A 16,754-nucleotide genomic window follows, 5' to 3' on the forward strand; every position below is an offset into this window, starting at 1 on the left:
ATTTTAATAATTTTTAAAAATTATTTTAGTAATGTTACAATATCTTTTTTATAAGTTATATAAGAAATTAATGAATATATGATTGATAAAATAAAGAAACTGGCAAACCAGATAATTATAAAAATAATGCTAATTTGCTGATAATCAGGAAAAACTGAATTTTGATGTGAAATTGCACCATAAATTAAAGGCACAAAAGAAATTGAAAGTATAATACCAAAAACGAAAACAAAAGCGGAAAGTATTACCAGATTTAATCAATGATACAAGAAAATTTGTGATGTTTTTCCACCAAGAGACTTTAGAATACCTATTGATTTTTTCTTGAATTTAGAAAGATTTGTTGCATATAATGACACAAAAATTAACAAACTTATTCCAAAAATTATTATTGACACAAAAATAATTAATAACAAAACATATTGAGAGGAAATTATTTGATTCAGAATTTCATCCGGGCCGCCATTTGTCGAGTAATAACGACTAACGCCCAGTTTGCTATATTTATTTAAAAATTGATTAATATTATTGTATAAATTATCATGATCAAAATAAATCATAGCACTTATTGGAAGTAATTCGCTAGAATATTTTTCAATATTATTGTTAAAAATAGCGATATTTTCATCATCTTTTTCAGGATCAAAAACTCCAACAACTTTAAAAATTAAAGTATTTTTATTATTAGCAACTTTTAAAAGTTTTCCTATTTTATCAGTTATATTCGAGCTAACTGCTATTTCATTAAAATTTTTAGGCAATTTACCTTTTTTCAAGTTTATTAAATTGGCTTGATTTGAGTTCTCATAGAAAGACTTATGTATTTTATTGGGTTTTACAAGTGTTTCGTCAGTTTCTACGGTTGATCGCCTACTAAAAACATACTTTTGAAAGTTTAATGAAAAATAATCATCAGGTAAAAACTCAAATTCATCAAACTTACTTTCTTTTTCATTTGGTTTCGATTTTTGATAAACTGACTTTAATTTATCTGTGTGAACAAGCGAAAAATTGGCGCCATCATCAAAAGGCTTATCTAAAATTCCCACAATTGTTGCTGATTCAGAAAAGCGATCTAAATCTTCGAACTTTTGCCTTAAAATTAATGGATTAACGTTAATAATTTTAATTGTTTTTCCAATTGGATTATCAATTTTTAATTCTTCAATTAATTTTTGCGAGAGGATAACTTCATTTGGGTTGGTAATAAACCTGTTATTAAAATCTTTGTCTTTACTAAATGAACTAAACCTGTTTTTAAAAAAATCAGATTCATCAGTTGGTCAAATAGAACGATTCTCAAGAGAAACGTTATCATTATAGATAAATGTAAAATCTTCAAGGCTACTATATAATAAACTAGTGTGTTTTATTTTGGGGTTATCCTTTTTAAGTTGGTCTATTTCTTCAGGGGCTAAAGAAATAATATCCTTTTCGCCAATTCTAATGGCGTCAAAATTTGATTGGGCTACCGTGTCAGTGACTATATTTTTTGCTGAAAAATGTAAGTTCATGAAAATAACCATGCTAAAAATTAAAGCAAAAAATGTTACTAAAACTAAAATAAAACTCGTAATTTTTGATTTAAAATCCGCCAATACAAGCAATAAAGCTACTTTAAATTTTTGTAAGAAACCAGGTTTTTTATAGACCTGGTTTGATATTGGGTTTGAGTGTTTATTTTTTAATTCGACATTAATTTGTTTGTTATTTTCTATAACATTAACAGATAAATTTTCTAAATTAATAATTTGATCGGCATATTGTTTTGCTAATTCTAAATCATGACTAACAATTAAAATTGTTTTACTTTCAGAAGCTTTAACTAATAAATCGAGTAAAGCAATGGAATTTTCATGGTCCAAATTACCAGTTGGTTCATCAAGCAAAATAAAATCACTTTTTCTTGATAAACTTCTTAAAAATGCAGCGCGTTGTTTTTCACCACCTGATAAGTTTTTCGCTACCTGATCTAATTTGTTGGTTTCAATACCGATAAAATTCGCAGCTTGTTGTATTTCTAAATCATCTGATTCGCGATTCAAAATGTGATTTGCTATTAAAATATTATTTTTTATACTTAATGACTCAATTAAATTAAAGTCTTGGAAAACAACATCAACTAATGGTTTTTCTAATTCAGAACCATTTTCATCAAAAAAAGAGATTTTTCCACTGTCTTTTTTTGTAAATCCGGCAATCAAATTAATTAGTGTGGATTTACCAATTCCAGACCTTCCAATTACAAATGTAATTTTGTTTAAAGGAATTTCGAGATTTAAATTATCAAAAATAAATTTATTATCAATTTTTTTAGTTAAATTTTCTATTTTAATCATTATTAAAATTTGCTTCTGTTATCTATATAATATGGGTATGTGGTGGGTCGGTAATTTGAATTTTTGTCGGGAATTAGCGGGTTATTTGTCGAGATTGAACTATATTCATAATCATCTATCACAACTCCGGTTGCATATTGACCAAATCCTGATATTTTGTAATTCCATCCAGTACCTTCATAATTCATTACTAGTCTATCAGCATTGCTTTTTTCAAAAGTTTCTACTAATTCATAGGAATTAAATTCCAATTTTACTGATGCACCAATTTCAGCAGTTACTTCCCTTTTTTTTAGTAGCATAAGCTACCTTACCATTTATTTCAAAAGACGGGGTCGCTAGTCCAGAAATTCAAGCATGCGTCTTTAAATTAATTCGATCTGGTTTAGAATTATAATAATTGGAAAAGTTGCTATTTTTGGTGTACTTAATTTCTGCTCTTCCTAATCACGCGGCTTTATCTTGCCAAAATAATCCGCCCCAATATACAACTTTTTTAACACCTCTAATAAGAATTTCTAATTCTCCTTGATCGGTTGTTAAGATTTTGTGCTTATCTTCAAACTTAAGATTTTTTATATTAAGTAAGGAAGCCGGGATTTTAGATAGTCCCTTGTGTTTTGATCTATAAATTTCATCTAAAATATTCTGCGCTTTAATACTTTCATCTTCTTTATGATAATATGAAAATAATTGAGGTTGTGAGTTTTCATTTGTTAAATTTACGTTGTTATGGACGCTACTATAGGAAAAAAATGTTACAGGAATAAGGCCAATAAGTGTGAAGCCTAAAATTTTTTTTAATTTTGAAATAATCATAAATGTGCCTTTCTAAAAAATAATAATGATAATTATCATATTTTTTTTTTTTTTTTAATACTTTTGTCATTATACCATTTTTGCAAAATATTTTTGTATTCCAAATTAATTTTTTAATTAAAATCTATAATTTGTTAAATAAGCAAATAATTATTTAATTAGAGTTATTGCTGATTTTTAATTTTATCTACAATAATTTTGGATTGTTTATAATTTTGTGTTTTAAATTTTTATGGATTTTTCAAATAGAAATCTAATTTAATTTTACATTATTTAACCGATTTTAGGGAAAATAATTTTTAATTGTTTTTTAATTATGTGTCAATTTCTTACCTGCCTTTGTCATTTTTCGCTTGCGTTTTCGAACGTCAAATAAGTTATTTTGAAAGGTAATTTGCACTTTGAATTCCACTTTTTTGTATTTTTCCTAATTAATTTATTCAATGATTCATTTAATAAGGATATTTAAAAAATTTTGTTAATTTTGCCAAAGTATCTCTGTAAAAGTTTTAAATATATTCGAAATTTTTATGAAAATCTCTTTTTTAATTTTTTATGTCCAACGTTTTTTTTTTTTTTTTTTAATGATTTTTTCAACTTCTAACTCAATCGGGATAATTTTTTTGCTCTTTTTTGATATTTTAGTCCTTTATGATAAATTTTATCAAATTAGATTTACCTTAAAACACAAAATATTTAATATTCCCTAATTTTGAAACTACTGATTTAATTTCTTGATAAGTATCTAAATCAATAAGTCTAAAAAAGGGAGTTAATTTGCCGTTTTTTAATTTTTTCCCCCTATACAAACCAACAATTTTGTTTTTGTAAAATAGAGGAGAACCTGACGAACCTTGCGTGTAGTTGATATCTTGAACAAAAACATTTTCTTTATCCAATTCAACAACTTTGTCATTTACATAAAATAATGTTTTTAATGTTTTAGGTTTAAAATCTTCGTTTAAGAGCGTGAGGAAACCTAAACTAAATAGGCTATTTTTTGTGTTTGTAAAATCCTCTAGAACCTGAAAATCAATAGAATCCGAAATTCTTAACAATAAGAGTTCTTTTGTATCTAATGAAAAAACTATAATATCTTTTTCTTTATTTTCATATTCAATTCTAATTTTTGATTTTAATTTAGTTTCTAAATTTTTTACACTAAATTGTTGTAAAAAAATATCAAAAATTTGTTGTTTTATATTGTTTTTTATTGAATTTAACGAATGAAAAGTGGTGACAAAAGTCAAGTTATTATTAGTTTTTTTTTTTTTTTTACTAAAGTTGCCGTAAATCTAGTTAAATTTTTTTCATTTTCATTTATTATAAAATTAAAAACATTACTTTCTATTTTTGATAATTCAGATTTGCTAATTATAATATTTGTGCAAGAAAGGGTCAAAAACAAAGGGCTTATAATACTAAAATATCTAGTAAAAATAAGGATTTTTTAAAGTATATCATATTTGTATAATTCTTACATATTTATGGTACAATGAATTATATAATTTTCTATATTTAATGGAGGAAAATTATGAAATACTCATTTATAAAATCGAATTAATTTAAAAATGAACAGAAAATTTAATTATGATAATTCCATAAAATTTATATTACTTTTTTTATTGTCAATTTTTAAAACAATAATTTTGGTTGTAGCTGTTATTTTAAATAGTATTAGCGGTGTTAATAACAAACCAATAACTTGATCGGGTTCACAAACGCCAATTGAAAGATTAAACGCTATAATGCTTGCTCTATTTGTAGGTTCATTTCTTTTCTCATTGGGTTTGCGCATCTTTTTTGCTTGAAAATTAAGGGATGATGAAGTATTTAAACAAACTGGGCTAGATGTTAAGCAATATTCGATTGGTTTTGCGCTTATTCCTTTAATTACTTCAATTTTATTAATTACTAAGTCACTTAGAGACAAAATTTCAATTGGTAATGATTGAACTACAAGGCAATTAATACTTAAATGAAAAATTATTAACTTTGTTAAGGATTTGGTTGTTCTTCTTTGGCTTTCTTCGATTGTACTTGCTATTGTTTCGTTAATTCTTCGCTTTGGCCTAGGTAATACAATGTTTCAAGAATTTAATGAGGTTGTAATTATAATAATCTTTGTTGGGATTTTCTATTTTTTAATTCCATTTTATTTTTTGGTTTCCTATTCTCTTAAAATATACAGATTAATCAGCAAAAGAGAAAAAACTTATTGGGAATCAGCTAGTTACGTTTTTTTTATGCCATTTTTTTACTTGAATGCTTGAAAAAATGTTTTGAGACTTTCTAAAAAATTAAAAATTGCAGAAAATACACTAGCAAGTCAAAATGAAGTAGAAACACAAGTAATTAATAACAAAATTAGTCGACAATTTTATCAATTTACAATTGTAAAAAATATATTCTATTTAATTTTTGTTATAATTTTTACAGTAACAATGTCGCTAGCTATAACTAAAAATGAAATTCTTCGTAACCCTGGTGTTACTCTAATTTTCTTTAATTTATTTAATATTTCGACTATGACTTACCTTATATACATTGGACCACGTTATTTAGCAGATTCTGTTAACATAAATTCCAAACGAACTTCACTAATTTTATATATTTTAGACATTTTTGTGCCTATAGTTTCAATTTATAACCTAATAAAATATAAGTAAAACAAGACTATTTTAATTTAATTCTTACCATATTTTTATATCTTACTATTAATTTTTTATTAAAGTATTTTAAAAAAATATCTTATTTTAAAATACTTTTTTACATATACTGGTTTTATAAAATTAGAGTTTAGACAAATTATATCTATTATTACAAATTATACTAACTAACTAACTAAAAAATATCAAATTACCCAGCCGGTAAATTTAAAAATAATTGAAATATGACCAATTTAATTAATCTAATAAAAGAAAAAAAATTAAATGATAAAAATTCTAGAAAATTTTGAATTTTGTTTGTTTTGTCAATAATTAAAACAATATTTTTTGTTTCGTTAGTTGTTTTATATAGTAGTTCGTATGACTATAGTCCTAGACTGAGTTCACATAGAAAAAATAATTTTGACCTAGACTCTTTAATCGGAAGAGTATTAATTACAATATTTTTAATAGCTATTTTTTTGTTTTTAATTTCATTATTTTTCCGGATTTCTTTAGCTTGAAATTTAAGGGATGATGAAATTCTTAAACAATCTGGTATAAATCTTAAACAATTTTCAAATGCTTTTTTAATTTTCCCTTTAACTGTGTCGATTTTATTAATTAATAACTCGTTTAGCCCAAAAAATACAATTGCCAATCATTGAACTACCAGACAACTAATAACTAAATGGAAAATTATTAATCGTTTTGTTTTGTTGACTCTATTTTTTACCGCATTACTGGCTTTAATTTTTACATATGCGTTATCTTCTAGAGGCATTAGGGCAATCGATAATAATTTTATTAGAAATTTTGCAGATGTTCTACGGCCAATATTTGTTCTTACACTTTGGTTTGTCTGATTTTATTTTTTTTCATTAGTTTCTTATTTGTTCAAAATATATAAATCAATTGATAAAACTGAAGAGGCGAATCAAACATCTACTATTTTAGCTTTTTTTGCGAATTTTTTGGGAACCTACGGTCGGTTGTTTTACAAAAATATCAAAACTTTAAGGTTTGATTGGAACATATCGCTTATAGAAAAAGAATTAAAAACAAACGAAGAAATAATCACAGAAGAATCCAAAATCAAAACTAGTTTAGAATTTTACAAATTCTCAATTATCAAAAATATATTTCATTTTATTTTTATTATCCTTTTTATGATAGCAGCCATAGTTTTACTAGTGGTGCCTACTGATCAACTTATTGGTCAAAAAGCCAGTATTGGCGTTTTGTTTGCTTTATTTAGTATTGCATTTTCGTTTTATTTTTTTTACATAGTGCCACGTTATATTGCAAATTTTGCAAGTTTAACAAAAAAAGGTTTTTATTTAATTTTATATATTTTAGACATTTTTGTGCCTATAGTTTCAATTTATAACCTAATAAAATATAAACAAAACAAGACTATTTTAGTTTAAATTTTAATATTTTTTTGTTTTAATTGGAGTGTTTATAATTTTGTGTTTTAAATTTTTATGGATTTTTCAAATAGAAATCTAATTTAATTTTACATTATTTAACCAATTAGGGAAAATAATTTCTAATTGTTTTTTAATTATGTGTCAATTTCTTACCTTACTTTGTCATTTTTCGCTTGCGTTTTCGAGCGTCAAATAAGTTATTTTGAAAGGTAATTTGCACTTTGAATTCCACTTTTTTGTATTTTTCCTAATTAATTTATTCAATGATTCATTTAATAAGGATATTTAAAAAATTTTGTTAATTTTGCCAAAGTATCTCTGTAAAAGTTTTAAATATATTCGAAATTTTTATGAAAATCTCTTTTTTAATTTTTTATGTCCAACGTTTTTTTTTTTTTTTTAATGATTTTTTCAACTTCTAACTCAATCGGGATAATTTTTTTGCTCTTTTTTGATAATTTAGTCCTTTATGATAAATTTTATCAAATTAGATTTACCTTAAAACACAAAATATTTAATATTCCCGAAATTATTTTTCCAAATCGTATAAATAATGTAAAATTAAACTAAATTAGATTTTGTTGACTCAAAAGTCTTAAAAGCTAAGACGCAAAATTATGAACACACCCAATATTTTAGAGACTAATCTTGTACTAAAAATTTTCGTTTTTTAACAATAAAAGGACAATTTTTTTAATGTTTCTAACCAAAAAAATCAATATTTTTCACTATGATGGCAAGAAAAAATTTTTAAAATTATATTAAGATTTGCGAGCACTATGATAGAAATAATTTACTAAAAAAATCTTTTAAGGTTGATATTTAATTATCGAAATCTAAACAAATTTAAACGCTTTGTTTAGAAAATATTCTTAATTTTTGATATACTAAATAAAAAATTTTTTAGAAGTGTCGCTATATTACAAGAGGAGATTAGTATTAATGAAAATAGAAAATAGAAAAAATAAAATCAATCCTGTTCTAAAATGAGTCGGTGGAAAAAGGCAATTACTTGACCGAATTATCCCACTTGTTCCTGAAAAATTTAACAATTATATTGAACCTTTTTTTGGTGGCGGGGCTCTATTTTTTAGTCTAGAACCTTCAACAGCAATTATTAATGACTTTAATACTGAATTAATTAATACTTATCAAGTAATCAAAAATAAACCACAAGAATTAATTTTAGAATTGGAAGAACACCAAAAATTCCATTCAAAAAATCACTTTTACGAAATTCGAAATTTAGATCGGCAAAAAACTTTGATAAAATTAGCGATGTCAAAAGGGCGGCGAGAATAATATATTTAAACCGCACTTGTTATAACGGATTATACCGTGTTAATCAAGCAGGACAATTTAATTCGCCTTTTGGTTATTACAAAAATCCAAACATTGTTAATAAGTCGCTAATTTGGGCAATATCAAAATATCTTAATGAAAATAAAATTGAAATTTTTAGTCTTGACTATCGAAAAATTTTTGATAATCTCAAAAAAGATGATTTTGTTTATTTAGATCCGCCCTATTTACCAATGTCTGCTAGTTCTTCGTTTACAAGTTATACCAAATAAGGATTTAACATTAACGAACAAATTCAACTTAAAAGGGAATGCGATAAACTAAATGCCAAAGGTATTAAATTTCTATTGTCGAATTCAGACCATCCTTTATTTCATAAATTATATAAAGATTATGAAATTATTACTGTCAAGGCGAAAAGACTTGTAAATTCTCAGGCGCAAAATCCGCAAAATGTAAATGAAATATTAATCAGAAATTACTCATAAAAACAAAGTGGATATAAACAAAGCATGAGTTGAACTTTTTAAAAAATACAAAATTTTGCGAGAAATTGAAAATCAAGGTTTTTTCATAATCTCGACAACCGTAATTCTAACGAATCTAGTGGTTCAAATGACGGAATTAAATTTGGGTTAACTTTATTAGATTTTAACAATTATTTTGCAAACGATGTTAAAAAAGCCGAAGAAGGTCTTCCAATATTTTTACCAGCGAAATTAACTGATGATTCTTCAGATACTTCCAAAAATTGAAGAGAACAAATAATTGAAGAATTCAAGAACCAAAATCAGCAAGATCAATTAGGACAATTACCATTAAAAGTTTGGCAAAAAATTATTGGTGATGAAAAAGAACAAGATGTCGACAAAACCGTTAAACAAAAGATTTTTAAAAAATTCCAAGAGTCATTAACAACTTCTAGAAAAGCTAGTTTTTGAAATGATTCTTCTTCAGGTTCATCAAATGAACCATTTAAAAATTCTGATTTTGCACAAATTAGCAATCTTCAAGATTTAGTATTTGCCTTTTATTCTTCAGCGGCACTTGCCGATAATTGGAAAAATTACCAACAAAACGGGGCAAAACCAGCAATTATTTTTGAACCCGAAGATGAAAAAGAAAATAAAGATGCAAATGTTTACCAGTTAAAATTCCACTATGCAATCGGTTTTGCCGATAATGCTGGTAAATTTAATGAAGATGTAATTAAGTCATCAACAAGAACAATTTATCTAAAAACTTCCGGTAGATCAAAAGCGGAAGTTAGTGCAATTAAACAACTAAATGAGACAATCCAAAATGCTCCTTTAGGAATTCAAAACGTTTTCCTTGACTCGGAAAAATTTGCAGTCTTGCAAACACTTGCAAGTTCAATTGCTGAAAAAAATAATCCGCAAGTTGAAGAAGAAATTGACAAACCAAAACCCGAAGACACAACTTGAGTCCACGATGAAATTAAAAGACCAGCGATCCCCCAAATTCAAGAAGAAAAACAACCAGATTGATTCGATGGGAAACTCAAAAATCAGCAAGTAGATAATAATAGTCAAAGTTCAACCCCGACAAAAGTAGCAGTCTCAACTTTTGCCAACATTAGTGAAAGTCCCTTTTTTAGTACTAATTTCCAAGATAGTCAAAGTCAAGATAATACTAATAAATCGAAAACAGATCAGTCAAATAATAATCAAGCTAAAAAAGAAGCAGCGCTACTTAAAGAAAAGTTAGCAATTTTATTAGGTCAGCAATTTATTCAATATTACCAATTAGCAGGCGAGCAAGTTGAATTTGAAATTCAAAAAGTTGAAAAACTTAGTCAAACTAGTTTTAAAGTTGAATTTAAACTAGCAAAAACCGTTAATGATAATAATGTGATCGCAAAAGTTGTCTCTGATGAGTCAATGACATTAATTGTTAATACCGCGCTAACAAAAGCGCCAGAATTAGCTAAGAAGGCACAAGTTTCTGATACTGAATGACTAAGTCAGTATAATCCCCAAAATCCGCTCGCGGCTAAAACTAAATTTACCTTAGAATTCAAAGAAAAGATTCCTCTTGATGAAAAAGGAGCGCCAACCTCAGAATGACTTGCTTCAGTACCAGTGGTAATTCACCAACAATTATTGAAACTAACCCCGGTGGTGAAGTCGATGAATGATGTGAAGATAGTGGAAAAAAAAGAAGAAAAAGTGATCTTGAAAGAAAAGAAGACAGTGATTCTAGTTCTTCTTTAGCAGAAGATAAAAATTACTACATCCTCAATCCGCTAACAAAAACTCATTGACTAACATTAAATAATGCAATTAATAATGATTCTAATTTCAAAATTGAAAATTTAAAGGTTAAAGAAAATAATCAAATCGAATTCGATCTTCGTGCTAATAATATTAAAAGATTAATTAATACACCAATAACATTTGCTGGATATAGTCCGTTTAGTGAAGGAACGGCTTTACAAATCCTTGAGGTTAGAAATAAAATTCTTGATAATATTAACAAAGAAATTAGCAAAGAAAATTTCAACCAGATTTTTGTTGAACTAAATAATAAAGAAAATCAAACAAATCCTTCGCAGTCTTACGTGATGATTAAACCAAAATATATTATCGAGCGCACCGTCGGTGTCCCTTGAGCAACCGGATATGATGGTTATGAGGGGAATGAGAACAATTTACTTGCTAAAACAAGAAGAGGTATAAAAAGTTTAGATTTAATTAATCTTTTAAAACTAGAAAACACTAAATATGTTAATAAAGTCGGTCTGTCAGTTAAAGTTTTTGACCCGGATAATGTTTTAGGTGGAATCACAAAGGAAGGTGGAGGAAATAAAGAAGAAATAAAACTAAAATCTTACGATCTTTACAATGACCCTGAACAAGGAGATGGGAAAAAACTTGCAAAAGGATGGACAAATATCCACCCAAATCAGCGCGTAATTCAGAATGAAAACCAAAAATTACCAGAAAACTATTTAAATGTGATTTTAAACAAACCTTGAAAAGTAACTTTATATAATTCAAGTGATTTTATTAGTAATTTATTCTCTAAACCGGATAATAAAACTAAATTTAAAAAAGTAGTTGCTAGAAAAGTTAATAATAATTTTGCCGACTGAGGAACAGCGTATTTAACACTTTGATATCCACAAAGTTTGATTCAGCAGCAACCGAACATAATTAGTGCCAATATTGATCAGTTGTTGCTAAAAGATCATATGGAACTAAAGAAAAACGAAAAATTAATTGCGCCAAATATAACGCAATGATGACCAAATATTCAGAATTTCACTGAAGCGAAAATTAAGACTGAAAAAAAATATGCTTCGTCATTAAAAATAAATAACAAAGTTAGGTTACGAGTTGCATGATCCAAAATCAAATTCGACGGTTTCACCCTTCAAGCTCTAAAGTCAAAATTCCGTCGTAAATCACGTACTTTTACATTAACAACAACGGTTCCAACTCCTTTGCAAAAATATAGTATTGACTTCAAAAAAGAAGACTGAAGGTTAGTTTTCCAAAATGAAGAAAACCAAATTGCGATGTTACGTGCTGAAGAAGATAAAGAATCTAATGATAAGAAAAAATGAATTGAATTTAAAGTAAGAATTCCTGATGAAATGTTTAGTTCAAATGTTAGATTTGTTGGTGTGATGAAACAAACTGAAAATCAAGCGCAATGGCTTCCAATTGTTAATACTTCGACAATTTTTGACTATCGGGGAATTGATGATCCAAGTGGTACTGAACTTTTTGATATTAGAAAATACAAACAAATCAAAGGTCTTGGACTCACTAACAACGCTTTTAACAACGTTTTTAAAGAATTTAATATTCACCGAAAAACAATAAAATAAATAATAAATAATATAAACATAAAACCGAGGTGAAAACCTCGGTTTTATTTTAAATAATAATAATAATAAATATGCTACTTTAATTTTTCTTTGTCTGTTTGAAGTTTAGAACTATCAAGACCAGTAGCGACTGAATAAGTTTTAAGTTCTGCTAGAAGATCTGTTTTAAGTTTTCATAAATGGGCAACTTCGAGTTCTTTAGTAAATAGTTCAATGAAATCAAAATCAATTTTCCCATTATTAATGGGAAGTAAAAATTTAGTGTTTAGAACACTTTCTTTTGAAGAATTTATTCCCCAATCAAATTTATCAATTGCTTTTTGAATTGTTGTTGCAATAAATAACAATGACTTTTGGCTAATTTCTTCAGAATTTTTATACTTTAAAATTTTTATATTATTACCAGTAAAATATTCTTGTTTTTGAAAAAAACTAAAAAAAGTATCTTGAGCAAAACTGATCGTGTTTTTCGGGTTTAAAAATTTCGGATCTTCTTTAATATATCCTTTAATTCCGTTATTTTTACTTTGCCTGACAACATAAGGGTAAGAATTTGGAATTTGTTTATCATAAATCTGAACTTTATTAGCGTGAATAATCTTTTTTGAACTTGAAACTGTAAATAAATCACCAATTTTGAATTCACCCCACTGAATTTTTTCAACTAGTGAAACTTCAGCTTTTTCTAAGTCAATCTCGGTTTTTTTAATAATTTCAGCGATTTCTCAAATTAAAAAATCACCAATTGATTTTTTGAAATCAGCGATACTTGGTTTTAGATCGACCTGTTTTGTTTTATTTCAGTCACCACCATTTAAAGGATCAATTACATCGGTAAAATAATTATTTTTACCAATTAAATCTAATTTATGCCCACCAATATTGACTAAATTAACAAGTTCTTGGTATCTGGCAGTCGCGTTATTGCTATCAACTAAATTAATACTTGCTTTTTTTCGGTTAGTTCGTTTATAACCATCATCACTAAAATCAATAAATTTAACTTGATAATCTTTATGATGACTTTGTCCAACTTGAAAAACATAAATATGTGTTTGCACACTTGATTTTCCGATGAATAAGTCAATTGGCATTTTAATACTTGCTAATAAAGTGTTTTTCTTTAGAATTTCAACATTATATTCGCGCGCCTTTCCCGAACCAGCCGAGGACTGAATTATGATTGCTGCATAGCCATTTTTCATCATTGAAAGTGCTTTTTTTACAAAAACCATCCCGTTTCCTGGCGTCGAATAAGGTGGATTTAGAATAAAAGCATTAGCAGGAAAATTTTTCTCATTAACAAATTCTAGCGAGTCTCCTTTTAGCAAACTCGAAGAACCATCACCCATTATGATCATATTCAAAATTGCAAGCATATGAACTTTTGGCAGAATTTCAATTCCTAATAGTTGTTGTTTTTTAATTTTAATTTTTTTAGTTTCTAATTCTTTTGGTGATTTTGCTTTTTGAGTTGCATCGGCAATCATTTCGTTCATTGCTGCCACTAAAAGTCCACCAGAGCCACTGGCAAAATCTCAAACATAAGAATCTTGGTTAACACGGGCGAGTTTTACTAAAAGTTTGGCAACATAAGGCGGAGTTAAAACGACATCGTTTTTTTTATCTTCGCTAAAACCAAGTCAGGAATACATTTCGTTAAATAATTTACCGGCAAAGTCGATCTCAAGCCCGTTTTTGAAAAAATAGCCGATATTATCAATTACTTTTACAAAAATTCTTCTAATTCGCGATTCACCATTTTCTGGAAAATTAAGCGCATCATCTTCAAGACTTGGTTTTAAAATATTAATTAGAGATTTTTGTTTTTCGGGTAAAAGCCCTTTTTCGCGTAAAAAAGAGATAATTTTTCTTAAAATTTTTTCACCATCACGGTAGTTTATTTCATTTTCTGATTTTAGATCATTTTTTGTAAGTGGCTTAACTTTATTCGGAATTATCAAACTTGCAATAATGCTAGCAACAATTAAATGCAGTTTTGTATCAGCTTCAATATTTAACTCATTTTTATAAATATCATTATTAAGTTTTTTTAGCGCGATTTCCATTTCCGCTTCAGTTTTTTGGCGAATTTTATCTTTTTCTTCTTGACTTAAAAATGAATTTTTGGTTTTTTCAATAAATTTATCAAAATGTTTGGGAGCTAAAAAACTAAAATCACTGTATTCGCCGACTTTTTGTCCTTTAGTATAATTTTCTTTTGAAACTCATCAAACTTCAATTTTTCCTTCAAATTCACCTTTTTTATTTTTTTCACCAACTGCACCAATGGCAATGACATCAGGATAATAAGTGTATAGAATAACCGCTTTAGCATAATGAATTGCACCATTAACGGCAAAATTTTTAATATGATCAAAGCGGGACAAATCGGGAAAACTGTCATCATCTAGTTTTACCATTTTGTTAAATCCAGATTTATATTCGATTAAAATTGGGTAATGATTTCCAAAACTATCGCTTTTTAAAAGTTTTGCATCCGGTTTGTTCCCACCTTTGTTTCCGGATTTAGAATAATATTCGTTAAGTGCAAAATCAATTTGATCGTTTAGTGGTTCTGATTCTAATGAAACACCGATTTCCATTGCTTTTAACTCTGAATTAAAATGATTGGCAACACTAGCTTCTGCAGTTTTTGGTTTCATAGCAAAAATTCCGTTCTTTTTCTTTTATTTATTTGTTAAGAGATAAAAATTAATCAAAAATCCGGTTAAAATTTTAATTAATTTAGTGGTTTTCTTTTTATTATAAATTAAAAGGATAAGAAATAACAAAATTTAGTGGAAAATTAGGTTTCAAGAGAACAGATACACTAATCAAATTAACTTATTTTTCAATCATCTTTTACCATTTTAGTCGTTCTTCCTTTTCCTTTGTTTGTCTTTAAAATTTAACAAATAAAAGGAATATTAAATATTTTCTGTTTTAAAGTAAATCTGTTTTGATAAAATTTATTTTAAAGAACTAAACTAGATTAGATTTTGCCCATTTCAAAATCCTTTAAGATTAAAACACAAAATTATATACACACCCAAAATTTAAGAAAGCGCAATAACAAAATCGGAGAATTTTTATGAAAAAAGTAGTGAAGTCGTTGTTAAAATACCCAGGAGGTAAACAAAACGAACTTAAAATTATTAAAGAAAATCTGCCAAAAACTGCAATCAATTATTACGAACCTTTTGTTGGCGGCGGCTCTGTTTTTCTTGAAATGAGTTATAAAAAATACTTTATTAATGATATTTCGCAAGATTTAATAAAATTATATCAATTTATAAAAAGGCAAAACCATGACTTTTTTTTAGAGTTAGAAAAAATTAATTTTAATTTAAAATTAATTACTAGTTTTGTTGAAAAACACAAAAAAAGCTTAATTCACTCTTATTATGACTGAAAAAAGGGATTAGAAATTAGTCTTAGTCCTTTATTTAATAGTATTTTTGTTCAACTTAATCTCAATAATATTGCGATCTTTCAAGAAAAATTAGCAGATTCACTAATGCCAAAATTTAAATTAATTTCCAAACTCGAAACTAAAATTGACAAAAAAATATCAGAAATTGACATTCTGAAAAATATTCATAGCGGCATTGCTTCAAGTTTGTATAGTTTTTATCGACAAATTTATAACAAAGTTGACTACGGAAGTCCTAGTTTGCGCATTGCTATTTTCTATTATCTCCGCGATTTTTGCTATTCTTCGATGTTTCGCTATAATAAAAATGGCGATTTTAACGTTCCTTATGGCGGGATCAGTTATGATCAAAAAAATCTAGATGCTAAAATTGAATTTTTGCAACAAGAAAGTTTGCTTAAGAAATTAGAGAGAACAGTAATTGAAAATGTTGATTTTGAAAAATTTTTCTTTGAAAACGAACCAAAAGTAGATGATTTTGTTTTTTTAGACCCACCTTATGATACAGAATTTTCAACCTATGACCAAAATCCATTTGATCAAAACGATCAAATCCGACTTGCAAATTTCTGCAAAACAACAAAGGCGAAATTTATGCTAATAATTAAAAAAACTGATTTTATCCTTGATTTATACAAAGATTTTAACATCAAGTATTTCAAGAAAAACTATACAGTAAGTTTTAAAAACCGTAATAAAAAAAATGTAGATCATTTATTGATTACAAACTATTAAAAAAATAAAGGGAAAAATATATGGATAAATAAGAAGAAAAAATGAGACACACCATAAAAGGTGTGTTTTTTATGAAACAAAATAAATTTTCAATTAATTCGAAACTGACAAAAAAGTATTATGATTATGGTATCAACGGATTAATTAGCGCACACGGTAAAAATTAATTACCACACAAGCTCATTT

The 16,754-nt window shown here is 26.8% G+C and carries 12 protein-coding genes and 3 pseudogenes; 6 read left to right on the forward strand and 9 right to left on the reverse strand.

The genetic code is table 4. The annotated features are described in order from the left end of the window. Positions 1–20: 20 nt before the first annotated feature. From MDIS_RS02540 to MDIS_RS02555, 5 genes and pseudogenes are all read right to left on the reverse strand, one after another. A complete protein-coding gene (locus tag MDIS_RS02540) occupies positions 21–2,339 on the reverse strand; it encodes an ATP-binding cassette domain-containing protein (RefSeq protein WP_044635508.1) in 2,319 nt (772 codons plus the stop codon). A gap of 2 nt (positions 2,340–2,341) precedes the next feature. Continuing rightward, positions 2,342–2,641: a hypothetical protein gene (locus MDIS_RS04410; RefSeq protein ID WP_232034203.1), complete on the reverse strand. Its 300-nt coding sequence runs from the start codon at positions 2,639–2,641 to the stop codon at positions 2,342–2,344. Continuing rightward, positions 2,580–3,158, reverse strand: a complete 579-nt coding sequence (locus tag MDIS_RS02545; RefSeq protein ID WP_232034204.1) for a hypothetical protein — start codon at positions 3,156–3,158, stop codon at positions 2,580–2,582. The genes MDIS_RS04410 and MDIS_RS02545 overlap by 62 nt, the downstream gene beginning before the upstream one ends. A gap of 253 nt (positions 3,159–3,411) precedes the next feature. Beyond that, positions 3,412–3,646: pseudogene (locus MDIS_RS04565) on the reverse strand (IS256 family transposase); the annotation flags it as partial. A gap of 192 nt (positions 3,647–3,838) precedes the next feature. Then, positions 3,839–4,408 (reverse strand): hypothetical protein, encoded by a 570-nt coding sequence (locus MDIS_RS02555; protein ID WP_232034205.1) that lies wholly within the window; start codon positions 4,406–4,408, stop codon positions 3,839–3,841. 321 nt (positions 4,409–4,729) lie between these two features. On the opposite strand from MDIS_RS02555, the gene MDIS_RS02560 reads away from it, so the two are divergent. Next, complete coding sequence (locus MDIS_RS02560; RefSeq protein ID WP_044635510.1) at positions 4,730–5,827, forward strand: hypothetical protein; 1,098 nt, start codon at positions 4,730–4,732, stop codon at positions 5,825–5,827. A gap of 364 nt (positions 5,828–6,191) precedes the next feature. On the opposite strand, the gene MDIS_RS04205 is transcribed toward MDIS_RS02560, so the two are convergent. Continuing rightward, a complete protein-coding gene (locus tag MDIS_RS04205) occupies positions 6,192–6,590 on the reverse strand; it encodes a hypothetical protein (RefSeq protein ID WP_129640151.1) in 399 nt (132 codons plus the stop codon). A gap of 109 nt (positions 6,591–6,699) precedes the next feature. Between MDIS_RS04205 and MDIS_RS04210 the strand changes: the two genes are divergently transcribed. Beyond that, the gene (locus tag MDIS_RS04210; protein WP_129640152.1) at positions 6,700–7,236 is read left to right on the forward strand and encodes a hypothetical protein; all 537 of its coding nucleotides are present in this window, start codon (positions 6,700–6,702) and stop codon (positions 7,234–7,236) included. A gap of 78 nt (positions 7,237–7,314) precedes the next feature. On the opposite strand, the pseudogene MDIS_RS04570 reads toward MDIS_RS04210, so the two are convergent. Further along, a pseudogene (locus MDIS_RS04570) lies at positions 7,315–7,547 on the reverse strand (IS256 family transposase); the annotation flags it as partial. A 634-nt stretch (positions 7,548–8,181) separates the two neighbouring features. Between MDIS_RS04570 and MDIS_RS04475 the strand changes: the two are divergent. After that, a complete protein-coding gene (locus tag MDIS_RS04475) occupies positions 8,182–8,541 on the forward strand; it encodes a DNA adenine methylase (protein ID WP_276240844.1) in 360 nt (119 codons plus the stop codon). Further along, a pseudogene (locus MDIS_RS04520) lies at positions 8,541–9,029 on the forward strand (DNA adenine methylase). Before MDIS_RS04475 ends, MDIS_RS04520 begins: the two are co-directional and overlap by 1 nt. Before the next feature lie 170 nt (positions 9,030–9,199). On the opposite strand, the gene MDIS_RS03985 reads toward MDIS_RS04520, so the two are convergent. After that, positions 9,200–9,547, reverse strand: a complete 348-nt coding sequence (locus tag MDIS_RS03985; protein WP_052506224.1) for a hypothetical protein — start codon at positions 9,545–9,547, stop codon at positions 9,200–9,202. A gap of 1,077 nt (positions 9,548–10,624) precedes the next feature. Between MDIS_RS03985 and MDIS_RS03990 the strand changes: the two genes are divergently transcribed. Then, complete coding sequence (locus tag MDIS_RS03990) at positions 10,625–12,397, forward strand: hypothetical protein (RefSeq protein ID WP_052506225.1); 1,773 nt, start codon at positions 10,625–10,627, stop codon at positions 12,395–12,397. 74 nt (positions 12,398–12,471) lie between these two features. On the opposite strand, the gene MDIS_RS02585 is transcribed toward MDIS_RS03990, so the two are convergent. Beyond that, positions 12,472–15,063 carry an N-6 DNA methylase gene (locus MDIS_RS02585; RefSeq protein WP_084217541.1) on the reverse strand — a complete coding sequence of 864 codons (2,592 nt, stop codon included), beginning with the start codon at positions 15,061–15,063 and terminating at the stop codon, positions 12,472–12,474. 428 nt (positions 15,064–15,491) lie between these two features. On the opposite strand from MDIS_RS02585, the gene MDIS_RS02590 reads away from it, so the two are divergent. Then, a complete protein-coding gene (locus tag MDIS_RS02590) occupies positions 15,492–16,568 on the forward strand; it encodes a DNA adenine methylase (protein WP_084217542.1) in 1,077 nt (358 codons plus the stop codon). Positions 16,569–16,754 lie beyond the last annotated feature (186 nt).

This window comes from Mesomycoplasma dispar, from assembly GCF_000941075.1.
Lineage (GTDB): Bacteria > Bacillota_I > Bacilli_A > Mycoplasmatales > Metamycoplasmataceae > Mesomycoplasma > Mesomycoplasma dispar.